A 16,126-nucleotide genomic window follows, 5' to 3' on the forward strand; every position below is an offset into this window, starting at 1 on the left:
GTCTCAGGCCAAGCATAGCCGGGGAAGACTACAGATTACAGTTAACGCTGCGCACCATGCTGGATGACGATCGAATCGGTACCCAGCTTGGCCATCACCTCGGCCTTGCGCGCATCGGCTTCGGCCTTGCTCGGGAACGGCCCCATCAGCACCACGGGTTTGCCGTCGCGGTATTCCACCGAGGACGGGATGCCCTTCTCGATCAGGCGTGCGGTCATGTCGGTCAGCGCGCCCATGTTGGCGCCCTGGATCACTTCGACATCCCACCCTTCAGGGGCCGGCTGATCGGCCAATGCCTCGGCACGGCGCTGCAGGTCGGCACCGCCGCAGTATTCACGGATACGCAGGTTGTTGCCGCCGTCATCGACGATGATTTCGTATTGGCCATCGGCACCCTTGATCGCTACGTAGCTGCGATAAGCCTCGTACTGGCCAGCATCGTCCTTGCCACGCACCTGGCCGCAGATGGTGCCCTTGGTGTCGATCCGCACGTTGCCGAACTTGGCAGTCTTGGGGTTGTTCAGGTGCTCGGCAACCTGCTTGTGTACACCCTCGACCTCGTTCTCACAGCCCGCCAGGGCCAGCACTGCCAATACCACTGCCAGTTTGCGCACGCGTGTACCTCCAGATTCGAAGGGGCGGATTCTACCATGGCCGCACGAGGCACCGCCCGCAACCAAAGGTTACACGCTGCTTCGAGGGAGGCTTTTCGAGAGGGAAATGGAATGCAAAAAGGGCGACCCTTTCGGATCGCCCTTTTCGATGCCCGGAAACCGGGACTTTGTTTGGTAGGCACAATTGGACTCGAACCAACGACCCCCACCATGTCAAGGTGGTGCTCTAACCAACTGAGCTATGTGCCTGTCGTGTGGTGCGCATATTAGTGATCGAATGCGTACCTGTAAAGCGTTTTTTTCAAAAAAATCAAAAACTTTCAGAAACCTGCGGACGCCGGTACCCACGACTTCGAAAGCGCCCATAATGCAAAAAGGGCGACCCTTGCGGATCGCCCTTTTCGATGCCCGGAAACCGGGACTTTGTTTGGTAGGCACAATTGGACTCGAACCAACGACCCCCACCATGTCAAGGTGGTGCTCTAACCAACTGAGCTATGTGCCTGTCGTGTGGTGCGCATTCTACGCAATCCAAAAGCCCTGTCAACACTTTTTTTCGCGCTAACTCACTGAATCTTAAACTGTTTATAGAGAAGGGCCCGCTGCAGGCCAGTAAAGGATTTTCAACAGACGACTAGCGGGTGTTTATTATTATTGATAGCATCGGTACATTCGTTAAAAATATAAAACACAGAGGTTCCTGCAGCATGGCTAACACCCCCTACCCCCAGTCCTACTACGCCGCCTCGGCCAACCCGGTGCCGCCACGTCCGGCGCTGCAGGGTGAGGTGGAAACCGATATCTGCATCATCGGTGCCGGCTACACCGGCCTGTCCAGCGCGCTGTTCCTGCTGGAAAACGGCTTCAAGGTGAGCATCGTCGAAGCGGCCAAGGTCGGCTTCGGCGCATCGGGCCGCAATGGTGGCCAGATCGTCAACAGCTACAGCCGCGACATTGACGTCATCGAGCGTACCGTCGGCCCTAAAGAAGCACAGCTGCTGGGCCAGATGGCCTTCGAAGGCGGCCGCATCATCCGCGAGCGCGTGGCCAAGTACAACATCCAGTGCGACCTGAAGGACGGCGGCGTGTTCGCCGCGCTGACTGCCAAGCAGATGGGCCACCTGGAATCGCAAAAGCGCCTGTGGGAACGCTTTGGCCATAATCAGCTGGAGCTGATGGACCAGAAGCGCATCCGTGAAGTGGTCGCTTGCGACAACTACCTGGGCGGCATGCTGGACATGAGCGGCGGCCACATCCACCCACTGAACCTGGCCCTGGGCGAAGCTGCCGCGGTCGAGTCGCTGGGCGGCATCATCTATGAGCAGACTCCGGCCATCCGCATCGAGCGTGGTGCCAACCCGGTGGTGCACACCCCGCAAGGTAAGATCCGCGCCAAGTTCATCATCGTTGCCGGCAACGCCTACCTGGGCAACCTGGTACCGGAACTGGCCGCCAAGTCGATGCCATGCGGCACCCAGGTGATCACCACCGAGCCGCTGGGCGAAGAACTGGCCCGCACCCTGCTGCCGCAGGACTATTGCGTGGAAGACTGCAACTACCTGCTCGACTACTACCGCCTGACCAGCGACAAACGCCTGATCTTCGGCGGTGGCGTGGTGTACGGTGCGCGCGACCCGGCCAACATCGAAGCGATCATTCGCCCGAAGATGCTCAAGGCCTTCCCGCAGCTGAAGAACGTCAAGATCGACTACGCCTGGACCGGCAACTTCCTGCTGACCCTGTCGCGTCTGCCACAAGTCGGCCGTATCGGCGACAACATCTACTACTCGCAGGGTTGCTCGGGCCACGGCGTGACCTACACCCACTTGGCAGGCAAGGTGCTGGCCGAGGCCCTGCGTGGCCAGGCCGAGCGTTTCGACGCCTTTGCCGGCCTGCCGCACTACCCGTTCCCGGGTGGCCAGATGCTGCGTGTGCCGTTCAGCGCCATTGGTGCCTGGTACTACAGCCTGCGCGATCGTCTGGGCTTCTGATGATGTAAGCAGGCCTGGCCTCTTCGCGGGTTTACCCGCGAATGGGCCGGTGCCGGAAACGCTATTTATTCAGGCTGCGCACGGCCTGTTTTGCCGCCACCTCCTGGCCCGCCCGGGCCAGTTCGTCGGCAGCCTGCAGCCAACGCTGGCGGTCCACCTGGGCCGGCAGCTGGCGCGGGGGCTGCACGAGCACCGCCCAACTCCCCTCCTTCGCCCACGCCGAGGTAAAGTCATCGAACGCCATCAGCTGGCGCCGATGCATACCTGAGCGCAGCAGCACGCGCTTCTTGAAGCTGTCATAGCCGATCAGCACCGCGTACCGCGGCTCGCTCCACCACGCCGAACCTTCCTCGTAACGCAGCAGCACTGGGTTGCCAGCGGCCACCTGAGTCAGCAAGGCATCCAGTTGCTTGTCCAGCGGGTACACGACCATGCCGTAATCACGGGCCACACGTGGAATGCTGGTTTCCAGCGCATCGACTGCCTTCGGCAAGTTCAGCGGTTTGTCCAGCAGCCCCGGGGTGATCGGCGCACCCTGCTGCGAGAGCAGCGCGGCCAGGGCCATCGACCCGCTGTGGTTGGCATTGCCGCGGTAGAACGGCACGCTGCTGATTTCGACCCGCTGGGGCATGCCCTTGAGCGTTGTGTGGGGGGCAGTGGCACAGCCGCCCAGGGTCGCGGCGACCAGGCAGGCGGCCAACAGCTGACGTGGGACAGTCGCCCAGCGCTTGCAGGAATATTGCTCCATGGACACTCGCTTGTTCCGATGCCAGGCAGGCAGCGCCCGGCTCTGGCCACCGATCATAGGGCTCCGCGTTGCGCGGGTATAGTCTGACAAGAGATTGGAACCAATCGGCTTAAGCAATCGACCTTTGGTCAATGGAACGTCACGGGCGGGCAGCTAGACTAAAGCTGTGTCTGGAGGGCAAACCGCAGGTTAGCCCAAGAGAAGGAGGCACACATGAGCCTGACCATGGCAATCCTCATGCTGGTGGGTATGTGGCTGAGCGTCGCGGCCGCCATGCTGTGGGGTGTTCTGCGTATCGTGCGGCGTCATTCCCAGCATCACCAGCTGCCACCGCAGGCCCCGGCCAAGGCGCAGCCTGTGCGCAGGGCGCGGCGGCATGTCGGGGTGCACTGAGGTTTCTTCACCTGAATGCAAACGGGGCGCCAAGCGCCCCGTTGTTTTTTTCACCCGCCTTGATCAGCCTTCAGCGGCTTCACGCTTGAGCCGCGCTCGGCGGGCCAGGATGTTGAGGATCTCGATCACCGTCGAGAAGGCCATCGCCGCGTACACATACCCTTTCGGTACATGGGCGCCAAAACCTTCGGCGATCAGCGTCATGCCGATCATGATCAGGAAGCCCAGGGCCAACATCACCACTGTCGGGTTGTCATTGATGAAGTTGGCCAGCGGGTCGGCGGCCACCATCATGACGATGACTGCGGTGATCACGGCAATGATCATGATCGGCAGGTGCTCGGTCATGCCCACGGCAGTGATGATGCTGTCGACCGAGAAGACGATGTCCAGCAGCAGAATCTGGAAGATCGCCGCCGCAAAGCCCAGGGTGACCGTGTTGGATACCTTGGCTTCTTCCTTGGCGCCGTGCGGGTCGACGTTCTCGTGAATTTCCTTGGTAGCCTTCCACAGCAGGAACAAGCCGCCGGCAATCAGGATCACATCCTTCCACGAGAAGGCGTTGCCGAATACTTCGAACACCGGGTCGGTCAACTGCACGATCCAGGCCACGGTGCTGAGCAGGGCCAGGCGCATGACCAGGGCCATGCTGATACCGATACGGCGCGCCTTGGAACGATATTCCACAGGCAGTTTGTTGGTCAGGATCGAGATGAAAATCAGGTTGTCGATACCCAGTACCACTTCCATGGCCACCAGCGTTGCCAGGGCGACCCAGGCGGTAGGGCTAGCGGCGAGTTCCAGCAAGTATTCCATTGTTCAAATCCTGAAGCGGCGGTTGTAGGGTCAGATTTCCTGGGTGTGTGCTTTTTTCTCGGCGTCCTTGGGCTTCTGACCCTCGTGACCGATGGCATCGCTCAACGCCTGCTGGGCGGCCTTGTTGGTGTCGTCGATAGCCTGCTTGGCCGACTTGGCGGCCTGATCGAGCATCTGCTGGGCAGACTTCTCGGCCTGGTCGCAACCGGCCAGGCTGAACAGCGCCAAGGCCAGCACCAACGGAGTGCCAATGGATTTGAGATGCAGCATGGTGTCCTCGCTTGAAAAATCCCGGCGGCGCGAAGCGCCTGATGGGGTCGTATTCTAAAGACGCCAATACTTCAGGAAAATTCGTATTTCCAGTGTGTATACTTCGGTTTTCTCGAATCGGGACTCGTGCGCGTGCTCAACTATCGCCAGCTCCACTACTTCTGGGCTGTGGCCAAGACCGGCAGCATCGCCCGCGCCAGCGAACAGCTGAACCTGACGCCACAGACCATCAGCGGGCAGATCAGCCTGTTCGAGCAGACCTATGGGCTGGAACTGTTCCAGCGCGTCGGCCGGCAACTGGAGCTGACCGAGACTGGCCGTCAGACGCTGGTCTACGCCGAGCAGATGTTCCAGATCGGCGGCGAGCTGGAGGCCATGCTCAGGGCCGGCCCGCAGGAGCAGATCCTGTTTCGCGTGGGGGTGGCCGACGTGGTGCCGAAGTCGATCGTCTATCGCCTGCTGGCGCCGACGATGGAGCTGGACGAGGTGCTGCGCATCAATTGCCGCGAAGACAAGCTCGAACGGCTGCTGGCAGACCTGGCGATCCAGCGCCTGGACCTGGTGATTTCCGACAGCCCGATGCCCAACCACCTCGACATCAAGGGCTACAGCCAAAAGCTCGGCGAATGCGGCCTGAGCTTCTTCGCCACTCCGGCCCTGGCCAGGCAGCATGCCGGCCCCTTCCCCGCCTGCCTGCAGGATGCGCCGCTGCTGATTCCCGGCCCGGAAACCGTGGTGAGCAGCCGCCTGATGCGTTGGCTGACCGAGCAGCAGGTGCAGCCACGCATCGTTGGGGAGTTCGATGACAGTGCGTTGATGCAGGCGTTCGGCCAGTCAGGCAGTGGGATTTTCGTCGCGCCGAGCGTGATTGCCGAGGAAGTCTGCCGCCAGTATGGCGTCGAGCTGATCGGCCAGACCGACGCAGTGCATGAGTCGTTCTATGCCATTTCGGTGGAGCGCAAGGTCAAGCACCCGGGGATCGTGGCGATTACCGAGGGCGCGCGGCGGGAGCTGTTTCACTGGTAGTAGCTGCCGGCGAAAGGGCCAGGCCTGATTGTGCTAAAGTCGCGCCCTTTGAAGATTCCGAGACTCCGCTGCACATGACGCCTGTTTTCCGCCTCATAAACCGCACCAGCCTGGTCACCCAGATAATCATCGGCCTGGTCGCCGGCATCGCCCTGGCCCTGCTGGCTCCTGCCATCGCCCGCGACCTGGGCTTCCTCGGCAAGGTGTTCGTCAGCGCCCTAAAGGCCGTCGCGCCGGTGCTGGTGTTCATTCTGGTCATGGCGTCGATCGCCAACCACCGCCACGGCCAGGAAACCCACATCCGCCCGATCCTCTGGCTGTACCTGCTGGGCACCTTCGCCGCCGCCGTGGTGGCCGTGGTCGCCAGCATGCTGTTCCCTTCGCAGCTGGCCCTGAGTACCAGCGAGGCGACCCTGAGCGCACCGGGCGGCATCGTCGAGGTGATGCAGAACCTGCTGCTGAGCGCGGTCGACAACCCGATCAATGCCTTGCTCACCGCCAACTTCATCGGTGTGCTGACCTGGGCCATCGGCCTGGGCGTGGCCCTGCGCCACGCCGGCAATACCACCCGCACCGTGGTCGAGGACCTGTCCAATGGCGTGACCTTGATCGTGCGTGTGGTGATCCGCTTCGCCCCGCTGGGTATCTTCGGACTGGTCAGCTCGACCCTCGCCCAGTCTGGCCTCAGCGCCCTGCTTGGCTACCTGCACCTGCTGGGTGTGCTGATCGGCTGCATGCTGTTCGTGGCGCTGGTGATGAACCCGCTGATCGTGTTCTGGAAGATCCGCCGCAACCCTTACCCGCTGACCTTGCTGTGCCTGCGCGAGAGCGGCATTACCGCGTTCTTCACCCGCAGCTCGGCGGCCAACATCCCGGTCAACCTGGCGCTGTCGGAGCGCCTGGGGCTGCATGAGGACACCTATTCGGTGTCCATCCCGCTGGGGGCGACCATCAACATGGCCGGCGCGGCAATCACCATCACCGTGCTGACCCTGGCGGCGGTGCATACCCTGGGGATCCCGGTCGACTTGCCGACGGCAGTGCTGCTGAGTGTGGTGGCGGCGATCTGCGCCTGTGGTGCCTCTGGGGTCGCGGGTGGTTCGCTGCTGCTGATTCCGCTGGCGTGCAGCCTGTTCGGCATCCCTAGCGAGATTGCCATGCAGGTGGTGGCGGTGGGCTTCATCATTGGCGTGCTGCAGGATTCGGCGGAGACCGCGCTGAATTCTTCGACTGATGTGTTGTTTACGGCGGCGGCGTGTCAGGCTGAAGAACGGCGCTGTATTTGAGATTGCCGGGGCCGCTTTGCGGCCCTTTCGCGACACAAGGCCGCTCCTACAGGGAACCGCGTGCTCTTGTAGGAGCGGCCTTGTGTCGCGAAAGGACCGCGAAGCGGTCCCAATTGCCTTACACCGCGGCTTTACCTACGCTAGTGGCCTTTCCCCAGCAATGAGACAGGGCCATGTCAGAACACGAAACCGCAGGCGAAGGCCGCTTCAGCAGCATCGAGATCCGCATTCTCGGCGCGCTGATCGAGAAGCAGGCCACCAGCCCGGAAAGCTATCCACTGACCCTCAACGCCCTGGTCCTGGCCTGTAACCAGAAGACCAGCCGGGAACCGGTCATGAACCTCACCCAAGGCCAGGTCGGCCAGGCCCTGCGTGCCCTCGAAGGGCAGGACATGACCCGCCTGCAGATGGGTAGCCGCGCCGACCGTTGGGAACAACGGGTGGACAAGGCCCTGGAACTGGTCCCGGCACAACTGGTGCTGATGGGCCTGATGTTCCTGCGTGGGCCGCAGACCCTCAACGAACTGCTGACCCGCAGCAATCGCCTGCACGACTTCGACGACACCGAACAGATCCAGCATCAGCTCGAGCGCCTGATTTCGCGCGACTTGGCCCTGCACCTGCCACGTCAGGCCGGGCAGCGGGAAGACCGCTATACCCATGCCCTCGGCGACCCGGCAGAAATAGAAGCCATTCTGTCCGCGCGCCAGCAGGAAGGCGGCGTTCGCGGCAGTGGCGGCACTGTTTCGGAAAAGCGCATTGAGGCCCTGGAAGCACGGATTGCGGCGCTGGAGGCACGCCTGGCCGAGCTGGAAGGCTGAGTCGCCTAGGTTTCAGGGTCGGGGAAGTTGCGACAGCTCTTGCGCTCGGCCAGCTCCCGGTCACTGGGGCGCTGGTCGACGAACACGGTGCGGCCGTCGGCATAGATCTCGAGGTAGCCCCAGTGCAGGTCCTGCTCTTTCTGCCCGGGCTTCGGGGGGACTAGCCACCAGGGTTCGCGGCTGATCAGGGTCATGGTGAAGCTCCTGAGGGTGTCTGCGGTAAGCATAGACACCCTCAGATTCAGCTTTGTCAGTGCCGACCCTTCGCGGCTAAAGCCGCTCCTACAGGGACATCACCGCCCGAGGGGCTTGTGCTGTACCTGTGGGAGCAGCTTTAGCCGCGAAGAGGCCGCTACTGGCTTACGCCGGTGCCGACGTGCGGATCAGATGATCGAACGCCGCCAGCGAAGCCTTGGCGCCCTCGCCCACCGCAATCACGATCTGCTTGTACGGCACAGTGGTCACGTCACCTGCCGCAAACACACCCGGTACACTGGTCTGGCCCTTGGCGTCGACGATGATCTCGCCACGCGGCGACAGCTCAACCGTGCCTTTGAGCCAATCGGTGTTCGGCAGCAGGCCGATCTGCACGAAGATGCCTTCCAGCGCCAAGTCATGCACCTCATCGGTGGTGCGGTCCTTGTAACGCAAGCCTGTCACTTTCTCGCCATTGCCGACCACTTCGGTGGTCAGCGCGCTAGTGATCACCTTGACGTTCGGCAAGCTGTGCAGCTTGCGCTGGAGCACCGCGTCGGCACGCAGCTGGCTGTCGAACTCGATCAGCGTCACCTGGGCAACGATACCGGCCAGGTCGATGGCCGCTTCCACGCCGGAGTTGCCGCCGCCGATCACCGCCACACGCTTGCCCTTGAACAGCGGGCCGTCACAGTGCGGGCAGTAGGCCACGCCACGGGCGCGGTATTGCTGCTCACCCGGCACGTTCATTTCACGCCAGCGGGCACCGGTGGCGAGGATCACGGTCTTGGCCTTGAGCGAGGCGCCGCCCGCCAGGCGCACTTCATGCAGGCCGCCGTCAGTGGCCGGGATCAGCGCTTCGCCGCGCTGCAGGTTCATGATGTCGACGTCGTACTGCTTGACGTGCTCTTCCAGCGCCGTGGCCAGCTTCGGCCCTTCGGTCTCTTGTACCGAGATGAAGTTCTCGATGGCCAGGGTGTCGAGCACCTGGCCGCCAAAACGCTCGGCAGCGACACCGGTGCGGATGCCTTTGCGTGCGGCATAGATGGCCGCAGCAGCGCCGGCAGGCCCACCACCGACCACCAGCACGTCAAAGGCGTCCTTGGCATTGATCTTCTCGGCCTGGCGGCTACCTGCGTTGGTGTCGATCTTGCCGAGGATTTCTTCCAGGCCCATGCGGCCCTGGCCGAACACTTCGCCGTTCAGGTAGATGCTCGGCACCGCCATTATCTTGCGCGACTCGACTTCTTCCTGGAACAGTGCACCGTCAATGGCCACGTGGCGCACATTGGGGTTGAGCACCGCCATCAGGTTCAATGCCTGGACCACGTCCGGGCAGTTCTGGCACGACAGCGAGAAGTAGGTTTCGAAGGTGAACTCGCCTTCCAGCGCCTGGATCTGCTCGATCACTTCGGCGCTGGCCTTGGACGGATGGCCGCCGACTTGCAGCAGCGCCAGCACCAGGGAGGTGAATTCGTGGCCCATGGGGATGCCGGCGAAGCGCAGGCTTATGCTTTTGCCATCAAGGGCAGCATCCGGGCGGTTCAGCGAGAACGAAGGGCGACGGGCATCGTTGCCGTCCGCGCTGAAGGTAATGAGGTTCGACAGGCCGGCGATTTCAACCAGCAGGTCGTGCAATTCGCGGGATTTCGCGCCGTCGTCAAGGGAGGCAACGATCTCGATCGGCTGGGTGACCCGCTCCAGGTAGGTTTTCAGTTGCGATTTAAGCGTGGCGTCCAACATACGGGCGATTCCTTTTTCAAAACTCGGATACAAAAACGCCCAGGCGAGGTCGCCCGGGCGCTTTTACGGGGCGGTAGGTACTTCAGCTTTGGCGGCTGCTTACCGCCCGCGACTTCTTCACAGTCTTAGATCTTGCCGACCAGGTCCAGGGAAGGGGCGAGAGTAGCTTCGCCTTCTTTCCACTTGGCCGGGCAGACTTCGCCTGGGTGAGCGGCAACGTACTGGGCAGCCTTCACTTTGCGCAGCAGCTCGGCTGCATCGCGGCCAACGCCACCGTCGTTCAGTTCGACGATCTTGATCTGGCCTTCCGGGTTGATCACGAAGGTACCGCGATCGGCCAGGCCGGCTTCTTCGATCAGCACGTCGAAGTTGCGCGAGATGACGTGGGTCGGATCACCGATCAGCGGGTACTGGATCTTGCCGATGGTGTCCGAAGTGTCGTGCCAGGCTTTGTGGGTGAAGTGGGTGTCGGTCGACACGCCGTAGATTTCCACGCCCAGCTTCTGGAACTCGGCGTAGTTGTCGGCGAGGTCACCCAGTTCGGTCGGGCAGACGAAAGTGAAGTCGGCCGGGTAGAAGAACACGACGGACCACTTGCCTTTCAGGTCGGCTTCGCTGACCTGAACGAACTCGCCCTTGTGGTAGGCGGTGGCGTTGAACGGTTTGACCTGGCTGTTGATGATTGGCATGAGAGACGCTCCTTCATGGGGTTGGAATCAGTTGATGGAAAGAATCCTAACCGCTGGTCCCGATAAAGGCTCATTGGCAAAGCTCATGCTTACGATTGGTTTTGGCTATAACCGCAGATAATTAATAGAAGGGAATCAGCTGAGCGAACGATTGGGGGGCGTGGCGCTGTGCTTGTTGTAGGAGCGGCCTTGTGTCGCGAAAGGGCCGCAAGGCGGCCCCAGCCACCACAGCTTCGCCGCCGATATCCTGGGGCTGCTACGCAGCCCTTTCGCGACACAAGGCCGCTCCTACAAGGGTCAGCACCAGATGCGATCAGCGCGTGACTGTGCGCATGGTGACGAACTCTTCAGCGGCAGTCGGGTGCACGCCGATGGTCTCGTCGAACTGTTGCTTGGTCGCACCGGCCTTGAGGGCAATACCCAAGCCCTGGATGATCTCGCCGGCATCCGGGCCGACCATGTGGCAACCCAGTACCTTGTCGGTCTCGGCGTCCACCACCAGTTTCATCAGGGTCTTTTCCTGGATGTCGGTGAGGGTCAGCTTCATGGCGCGGAAACGGCTTTCGAAGATCTGCACCTTGTGCCCGGCTTCCAGCGCCTGTTCTTCGGTCAGGCCTACAGTACCGATCGGTGGCTGGCTGAATACTGCAGTCGGGATGTTCTGGTAATCCACCGGGCGGTACTGCTCAGGCTTGAACAGGCGCCGCGCCACGGCCATGCCTTCGGCCAGTGCCACCGGGGTGAGCTGCACACGGCCGATCACGTCGCCAATAGCGAGGATCGACGGCGCGGTAGTCTGGTACTGCTCATCGACGCGGATGAAGCCACGGGCATCCAGCTCCACGCCGGTATTCTCCAGGCCCAGGTTGTCGAGCATCGGGCGGCGGCCAGTGGCGTAGAACACACAATCGGCGAGCAGCTCGCGGCCGTCCTTGAGGGTGGCTTTCAGGCTGCCGTCGTCGAGCTTGTCGATGCGCTGGATGTCGGCGTTGAACTGCAGGTTCAGGCCGCGCTTTTCCAGCTCTTCCTTGAGGTGGGTGCGCACCGAGCCGTCGAAGCCGCGCAGGAACAGATCACCGCGATAGAGCAAGGTGGTGTCGGCGCCCAGGCCTTGGAAGATGCCGGCGAACTCGACGGCGATGTAGCCACCGCCAACCACCAGCACGCGGCGCGGCAGGTCCTTGAGGTAGAACGCCTCGTTGGAGGTGATGGCCAGTTCCTTGCCCGGAATGTCCGGCACCTGTGGCCAGCCGCCGGTGGCAATCAGGATGTGCTCGGCGCTGTAGCGCTGGCCGTCCACTTCCACTTCGTTGGCGCCAGTGATGCGGGCATGGCCCTGCAGCAAGGTCACGCCGCTGTTCACCAGCAGGTTGCGGTAGATGCCGTTGAGGCGCTCGATCTCGCGGTTCTTGTTGGCGATCAGCGTGCCCCAGTCGAAGTGGCCCTCTTCGAGGGTCCAGCCGAAACCGGCGGCCTGCTCCAGCTCATCGGCGACGTGGGCGCCGTACACCAGCAGTTTCTTCGGCACGCAGCCGACGTTGACGCAAGTGCCACCCAGGTAGCGGCTCTCGGCCACTGCCACTTTCGCGCCGAAGCCCGCAGCGAAGCGCGCCGCACGCACACCGCCGGAACCGGCGCCAATCACGAACAAATCAAAATCGTAGGCCATGTATTCACTCTCCTAGGCAGGCGCCCAGCATACCGCCGTTGGCCGCCGCAAACAAAAAAGCCACCCCGAAGGGTGGCTCCTTGAACCCGCATTGGCGTATCAGTACGCCTTGCCGGCCTTGTAGAAGTTCTCGAAGCAGAAGTTGGTCGCCTCGATGTAGCCTTCGGCGCCACCGCAGTCAAAACGCTTGCCCTTGAACTTGTAGGCGATCACGTTGCCTTCGGCGGCCTGTTTCATCAGTGCGTCGGTGATCTGGATCTCGCCGCCCTTGCCTGGCTCGGTCTGTTCGATCTTCTCGAAGATGTCCGGGGTCAGGATGTAGCGACCGATGATCGCCAGGTTGGACGGTGCGTCCTCCGGCTTCGGCTTCTCGACCATGGAGTCGACGCGGAAGATGCCGTCCTTGATCTCTTCGCCGGCGATGACGCCGTACTTGTTGGTTTCCTGCGGGTCGACTTCCTGGATGGCGACGATCGAGCAGCGGTACTTCTTGTACAGCGCGACCATCTGCGCGAGCACGCCATCGCCTTCGAGGTTGACGCACAGGTCATCCGCCAGCACCACGGCGAACGGTTCGTCACCGATCAGCGGGCGGCCGGTCAGGATGGCGTGGCCCAGACCTTTCATTTCGGTCTGGCGGGTGTAGGAGAACGAGCACTCGTCGAGCAGGCGACGGATACCGACCAGATACTTTTCCTTGTCGGTGCCCTTGATCTGGTTTTCCAGCTCGTAGCTGATGTCGAAGTGGTCCTCCAGAGCACGCTTGCCGCGGCCGGTGACGATTGAAATCTCGTTCAGGCCAGCATCCAATGCTTCTTCAACGCCATACTGGATCAGTGGCTTGTTGACCACCGGCAGCATTTCCTTGGGCATGGCTTTGGTAGCAGGCAGGAAGCGAGTGCCGTAGCCGGCTGCCGGGAACAAGCATTTCTTGATCATAAACATCCTTAAACATAGGCGAGGCCTGTGGAATTCGGCGCAGTCTAATCAGGCGGCATGCAGCTTACAATGCCCTGCCTGTGACGACCGCTGCCATCATAGAGACAACCTAGTGTAGATAGTTCCAAAAAGTTCGTGAAAATCCCGTCATCCGGCCCCTCCGGAACAGTCGCGAAAAGGCCGGCGGAATGGCGTTTCAGCTACCGCTGCCCTGCCCGATCAGCACTCCGTCGACCTGCTGGCCATACAGGTTGACGCCGTCGTTGGCGTGGAACTTAAGCCGTGTTTTTTCGATGGAACTGTCCACCAGGCGCGGGTCCTGGGGGCGCTCGTGGCGGTTGACCCAGGCGGCCACGTCCCAAGCCTGCTGATCGCTCAGGCTGCCCGGTTTACCCAGTGGCATGTTGTACTTGATGAAGGATGCCGCAGTATTGATCCGGTGCATGCCTGCGCCCCAGTTGTAGGAGTCCTTGCCCCAGAGTGGCGGCATCACATATTCACCGGCTACCTTTTGCCCCTCGCCGTTGTCGCCGTGGCAGATGGCGCATTGGTCGCGGTAGACCTGCTGGCCGCGCTTGAAGTCGTAGCCACCTTTTGGCGGCGCCACTTCGGGGTAACCGCGACCAGCGATTTCCACGCCAGTGGGCGCCTTGGTCGAAAGCCAGTATGCATATACCGAGAGCGCCGTCATCTGCGGGCTGTCGGCGGCCGGCGGCTTGCCATTCATGCTGAACTGGAAACAACCCTGGATACGCTCGGCGAAGGTGTTCACCTTGTCGTTCTTCTTGCGGTAGGCCGGGTACATCGGATAGGCGCCCCACAGCGGCGCGGAATGCGCCAGGCGCCCCTGGTCGAGGTGGCAGTTGCTGCAGTTCATGCCATTGCCGACCGCCTCGGGCATCAACCGACGGGTATCGACAAACAACGCGTGGCCCTCGCGGACCATCTTGCCGAAAGCATTGTCCGGCAGCTCGCTTTCGGCGGGTGGTGCGAATTGCGGTGCGGCCTGGGCATCAGGGACCTTCAGTTGCGACTGGTCTTCCATGGCGATGGGCGCCTGATTGGCCAAGGCAGTGCCCGTGGCCAGCAGCAGTAACGTTGGCAACAAGGTTTTCATGGCTTGACCTCCGGGCTGGCGGGGTGGGCGAAGTACTCGGCAATCGCCTTGACTTCGGCGTCGGTCATGGCCTTGGCCACGCCTGCCATCAGCTGGTTGGGGTCATTGCTGCGGCTGCCGTCGCGCCAGCCGTTGAGCTGTGCCATCAGGTAGGCGGCGGGCTGCCCAGCCAGCGGCGGGAAGTGCTCGCCGACGCCGCTGCCGCCAGGGCCATGGCACTGCACGCATCCCGGGATCTGCCGGCTCCAGTCGCCGTAGAGGGCCAGGCGCTCGGTGGGGTTGGTCGCGATCTGCTGGCGACGAAAGTCTGGGGCAGGATCACCCGGCAGACCGGCCAGGTAACGGCTGACGGCCTCGATCTCATCTTCGCTCAGAGCTTTGGCCAGCGGTGCCATGACCGGCTGCTGGCGGCTGCCACTGCGCCAGTCATGCAGTTGTTTGCTCAGGTAACCGGCCGGCAGGCCGGCCAGGCGCGGGAACCCTGCGGCGGCAATACCCTTGCCGTCCGGGCCATGGCAGCCCAGGCAAGCCATGGCGGCGGGATTGGCCCCGCCCTGGGTGAAGACTTTCTGGCCATCGGCGGCATGTGCCGCAGGCCAGGCCAGGATCAGCAGGCTGCCGATCACGACGCGACTCAACGGTGTCATCACGAATCTCCATTTCTTTTGTTATAAGCTTAAGCTTAAAAAACATAAGCAAATGGATACTAGCCCTGTCAGGGAATTCGCAACAACGCCCAAGCCGACTACCGGCTGGCAATTGGCCTTCTAACCACCGATCCGTTGAGCCAGATCAACTGCCAGAGATGCACTCGGTCGTTGCCTCGCGCACATCACCCGGGCGCAGCGGAAAGTTGTTCAGCCGCTCATGCAGCTTGACACTGCTGCCGCTGCCGCGCTTGTGGATGTCGAGCAAGGCTGCCGGCCCGGCACCTGCCGTGAGCTTTTGCGGCACGATCAGGCGCAAGCCGTCATCGCGCTGTTCTTCCACCAGGGGGTCACGGCTCTTGGCCAGGTGCGCCTTGACGCAATCGGCGTATTCACGCGGCGTCTTGCCAGACATGACGTCCATGGTTTCGTGGGATTGCTCAAGTTCTGAAACACTGACACAACCACCCAGCGCCAGGCAGAACGCCGCCACCATCCACTTCATTTCCCGCACCTCGACTGACATGAGAGCGTAGGACAACAGCCAGGCGGTTTTGCTCCCCGCTTTGGCCGTTTTATCTGCCAAGTGCCATCAGGCGCGGCAGTGCAAGCCGACATCGTGGTATCGTTCGCGTTTGCAGAACCAAACATTGCGGGGCACCCCATGAAATTCGTACACCAGCGCGAGCACCTCAACGAGGACGACATCGTCGTCATCGAGTGCTCCCAGCGCTGCAACATCCGCCTGATGAACGACGCCAACTTCCGCAGCTTCAAGAATGGCGGCCGGCACACCTACCACGGTGGCCACTTCGAGCGTTTCCCGGCCAAGATCACAGTGCCGAGCACCGGTTTCTGGAACATCACCATCGATACCGTGACCACCCGCCCGATCTCGGTAACGCGCAAACCGACCCTGACCCACAAGATCAAGATCATCCGCCGCTCGTCGTCGAAACTCGGATAAGGCCTGCCATGACCCAGAACATCAAGTACGTCATCAAGTACAAGCTCGACGGCCAGCGCCGCTGGGACTTCGCCGTCATGGCCGACGCCTCGCACGAACAGGCCATGGAAGCCCTGCGCAAGATCCACGGCGAAGACGCCGAGAAGATCAGCGACATCCAGGTGAGCAAAGCACTGTAAGGCAACACCGACCAGG

19 protein-coding genes and 2 tRNA genes are annotated in these 16,126 nt (G+C 62.0%); 7 read left to right on the plus strand and 14 right to left on the minus strand.

Annotated features, from left to right (window positions below; genetic code table 11):
- Window positions 1-41: 41 nt before the first annotated feature.
- From ACLEJU_RS17160 to ACLEJU_RS17170, 3 genes are all read right to left on the minus strand, one after another.
- A complete protein-coding gene (locus tag ACLEJU_RS17160) occupies window positions 42-614 on the minus strand; it encodes an SPOR domain-containing protein (RefSeq protein ID WP_435425146.1) in 573 nt (190 codons plus the stop codon).
- A 172-nt stretch (window positions 615-786) separates the two neighbouring features.
- Window positions 787-863: transfer RNA gene (locus tag ACLEJU_RS17165), tRNA-Val, on the minus strand.
- Window positions 864-1,042: 179 nt separating this feature from the next.
- Window positions 1,043-1,119: transfer RNA gene (locus ACLEJU_RS17170), tRNA-Val, on the minus strand.
- A gap of 202 nt (window positions 1,120-1,321) precedes the next feature.
- Here ACLEJU_RS17170 and ACLEJU_RS17175 point away from each other — a divergent pair.
- Window positions 1,322-2,605 (plus strand): NAD(P)/FAD-dependent oxidoreductase, encoded by a 1,284-nt coding sequence (locus ACLEJU_RS17175; RefSeq protein ID WP_103446777.1) that lies wholly within the window; start codon window positions 1,322-1,324, stop codon window positions 2,603-2,605.
- A gap of 61 nt (window positions 2,606-2,666) precedes the next feature.
- Here ACLEJU_RS17175 and ACLEJU_RS17180 read toward each other — a convergent pair whose 3' ends face one another.
- Entirely contained in the window at window positions 2,667-3,410 is a 744-nt protein-coding gene (locus ACLEJU_RS17180; RefSeq protein ID WP_435425703.1) for a peptidase C39 family protein, read from the minus strand.
- 156 nt (window positions 3,411-3,566) lie between these two features.
- On the opposite strand from ACLEJU_RS17180, the gene ACLEJU_RS17185 reads away from it, so the two are divergent.
- A complete protein-coding gene (locus ACLEJU_RS17185; protein ID WP_435425702.1) occupies window positions 3,567-3,746 on the plus strand; it encodes a hypothetical protein in 180 nt (59 codons plus the stop codon).
- 63 nt (window positions 3,747-3,809) lie between these two features.
- Here the strand turns inward: ACLEJU_RS17185 and ACLEJU_RS17190 are convergent, their stop codons facing one another.
- Both ACLEJU_RS17190 and ACLEJU_RS17195 read right to left on the minus strand, forming a co-directional pair.
- Window positions 3,810-4,562 (minus strand): TerC family protein, encoded by a 753-nt coding sequence (locus tag ACLEJU_RS17190; protein WP_103446775.1) that lies wholly within the window; start codon window positions 4,560-4,562, stop codon window positions 3,810-3,812.
- Between the two features lie 30 nt (window positions 4,563-4,592).
- Entirely contained in the window at window positions 4,593-4,832 is a 240-nt protein-coding gene (locus ACLEJU_RS17195; protein ID WP_435425701.1) for a hypothetical protein, read from the minus strand.
- 132 nt (window positions 4,833-4,964) lie between these two features.
- Here ACLEJU_RS17195 and nhaR point away from each other — a divergent pair, with 132 nt between their 5' ends.
- From nhaR to ACLEJU_RS17210, 3 genes are all read left to right on the plus strand, one after another.
- The gene (gene nhaR / locus ACLEJU_RS17200; protein WP_435425700.1) at window positions 4,965-5,858 is read left to right on the plus strand and encodes a transcriptional activator NhaR; all 894 of its coding nucleotides are present in this window, start codon (window positions 4,965-4,967) and stop codon (window positions 5,856-5,858) included.
- A 74-nt stretch (window positions 5,859-5,932) separates the two neighbouring features.
- Window positions 5,933-7,144 (plus strand): serine/threonine transporter SstT, encoded by a 1,212-nt coding sequence (gene sstT / locus ACLEJU_RS17205; RefSeq protein WP_435425699.1) that lies wholly within the window; start codon window positions 5,933-5,935, stop codon window positions 7,142-7,144.
- A 173-nt stretch (window positions 7,145-7,317) separates the two neighbouring features.
- Window positions 7,318-7,965 (plus strand): YceH family protein, encoded by a 648-nt coding sequence (locus ACLEJU_RS17210; protein ID WP_440776687.1) that lies wholly within the window; start codon window positions 7,318-7,320, stop codon window positions 7,963-7,965.
- Window positions 7,966-7,970: 5 nt separating this feature from the next.
- Here ACLEJU_RS17210 and ACLEJU_RS17215 read toward each other — a convergent pair whose 3' ends face one another.
- From ACLEJU_RS17215 to ACLEJU_RS17250, 8 genes are all read right to left on the minus strand, one after another.
- Window positions 7,971-8,159 (minus strand): hypothetical protein, encoded by a 189-nt coding sequence (locus tag ACLEJU_RS17215; protein ID WP_060513461.1) that lies wholly within the window; start codon window positions 8,157-8,159, stop codon window positions 7,971-7,973.
- A gap of 166 nt (window positions 8,160-8,325) precedes the next feature.
- Entirely contained in the window at window positions 8,326-9,903 is a 1,578-nt protein-coding gene (gene ahpF / locus ACLEJU_RS17220; protein ID WP_440776688.1) for an alkyl hydroperoxide reductase subunit F, read from the minus strand.
- A 125-nt stretch (window positions 9,904-10,028) separates the two neighbouring features.
- Window positions 10,029-10,592 (minus strand): alkyl hydroperoxide reductase subunit C, encoded by a 564-nt coding sequence (gene ahpC / locus ACLEJU_RS17225; RefSeq protein WP_004375926.1) that lies wholly within the window; start codon window positions 10,590-10,592, stop codon window positions 10,029-10,031.
- 313 nt (window positions 10,593-10,905) lie between these two features.
- Window positions 10,906-12,261, minus strand: coding sequence for a glutathione-disulfide reductase (gorA, locus tag ACLEJU_RS17230; protein ID WP_440776689.1), 1,356 nt, complete (start codon window positions 12,259-12,261; stop codon window positions 10,906-10,908).
- Between the two features lie 99 nt (window positions 12,262-12,360).
- On the minus strand, window positions 12,361-13,200 hold the full coding sequence (galU, locus tag ACLEJU_RS17235) for a UTP--glucose-1-phosphate uridylyltransferase GalU (protein ID WP_012273146.1): 840 nt from the start codon (window positions 13,198-13,200) through the stop codon (window positions 12,361-12,363).
- A gap of 196 nt (window positions 13,201-13,396) precedes the next feature.
- Entirely contained in the window at window positions 13,397-14,317 is a 921-nt protein-coding gene (locus ACLEJU_RS17240; protein ID WP_440776690.1) for a c-type cytochrome, read from the minus strand.
- Window positions 14,314-14,964 carry a c-type cytochrome gene (locus ACLEJU_RS17245; RefSeq protein WP_440776691.1) on the minus strand — a complete coding sequence of 217 codons (651 nt, stop codon included), beginning with the start codon at window positions 14,962-14,964 and terminating at the stop codon, window positions 14,314-14,316. Before ACLEJU_RS17245 ends, ACLEJU_RS17240 begins: the two co-directional genes overlap by 4 nt.
- Window positions 14,965-15,109: 145 nt before the next feature.
- Window positions 15,110-15,469, minus strand: a complete 360-nt coding sequence (locus tag ACLEJU_RS17250) for a hypothetical protein (RefSeq protein WP_440776692.1) — start codon at window positions 15,467-15,469, stop codon at window positions 15,110-15,112.
- A gap of 159 nt (window positions 15,470-15,628) precedes the next feature.
- Between ACLEJU_RS17250 and ACLEJU_RS17255 the strand changes: the two genes are divergently transcribed.
- A complete protein-coding gene (locus ACLEJU_RS17255; RefSeq protein WP_008090281.1) occupies window positions 15,629-15,931 on the plus strand; it encodes a DUF1883 domain-containing protein in 303 nt (100 codons plus the stop codon).
- Between the two features lie 8 nt (window positions 15,932-15,939).
- The gene (locus ACLEJU_RS17260; protein ID WP_165837353.1) at window positions 15,940-16,110 is read left to right on the plus strand and encodes a hypothetical protein; all 171 of its coding nucleotides are present in this window, start codon (window positions 15,940-15,942) and stop codon (window positions 16,108-16,110) included.
- Window positions 16,111-16,126: the final 16 nt, after the last annotated feature.

Origin of the sequence: Pseudomonas sp. SMN11, from assembly GCF_052041945.1 — a bacterium.
Taxonomy (GTDB): domain Bacteria; phylum Pseudomonadota; class Gammaproteobacteria; order Pseudomonadales; family Pseudomonadaceae; genus Aquipseudomonas.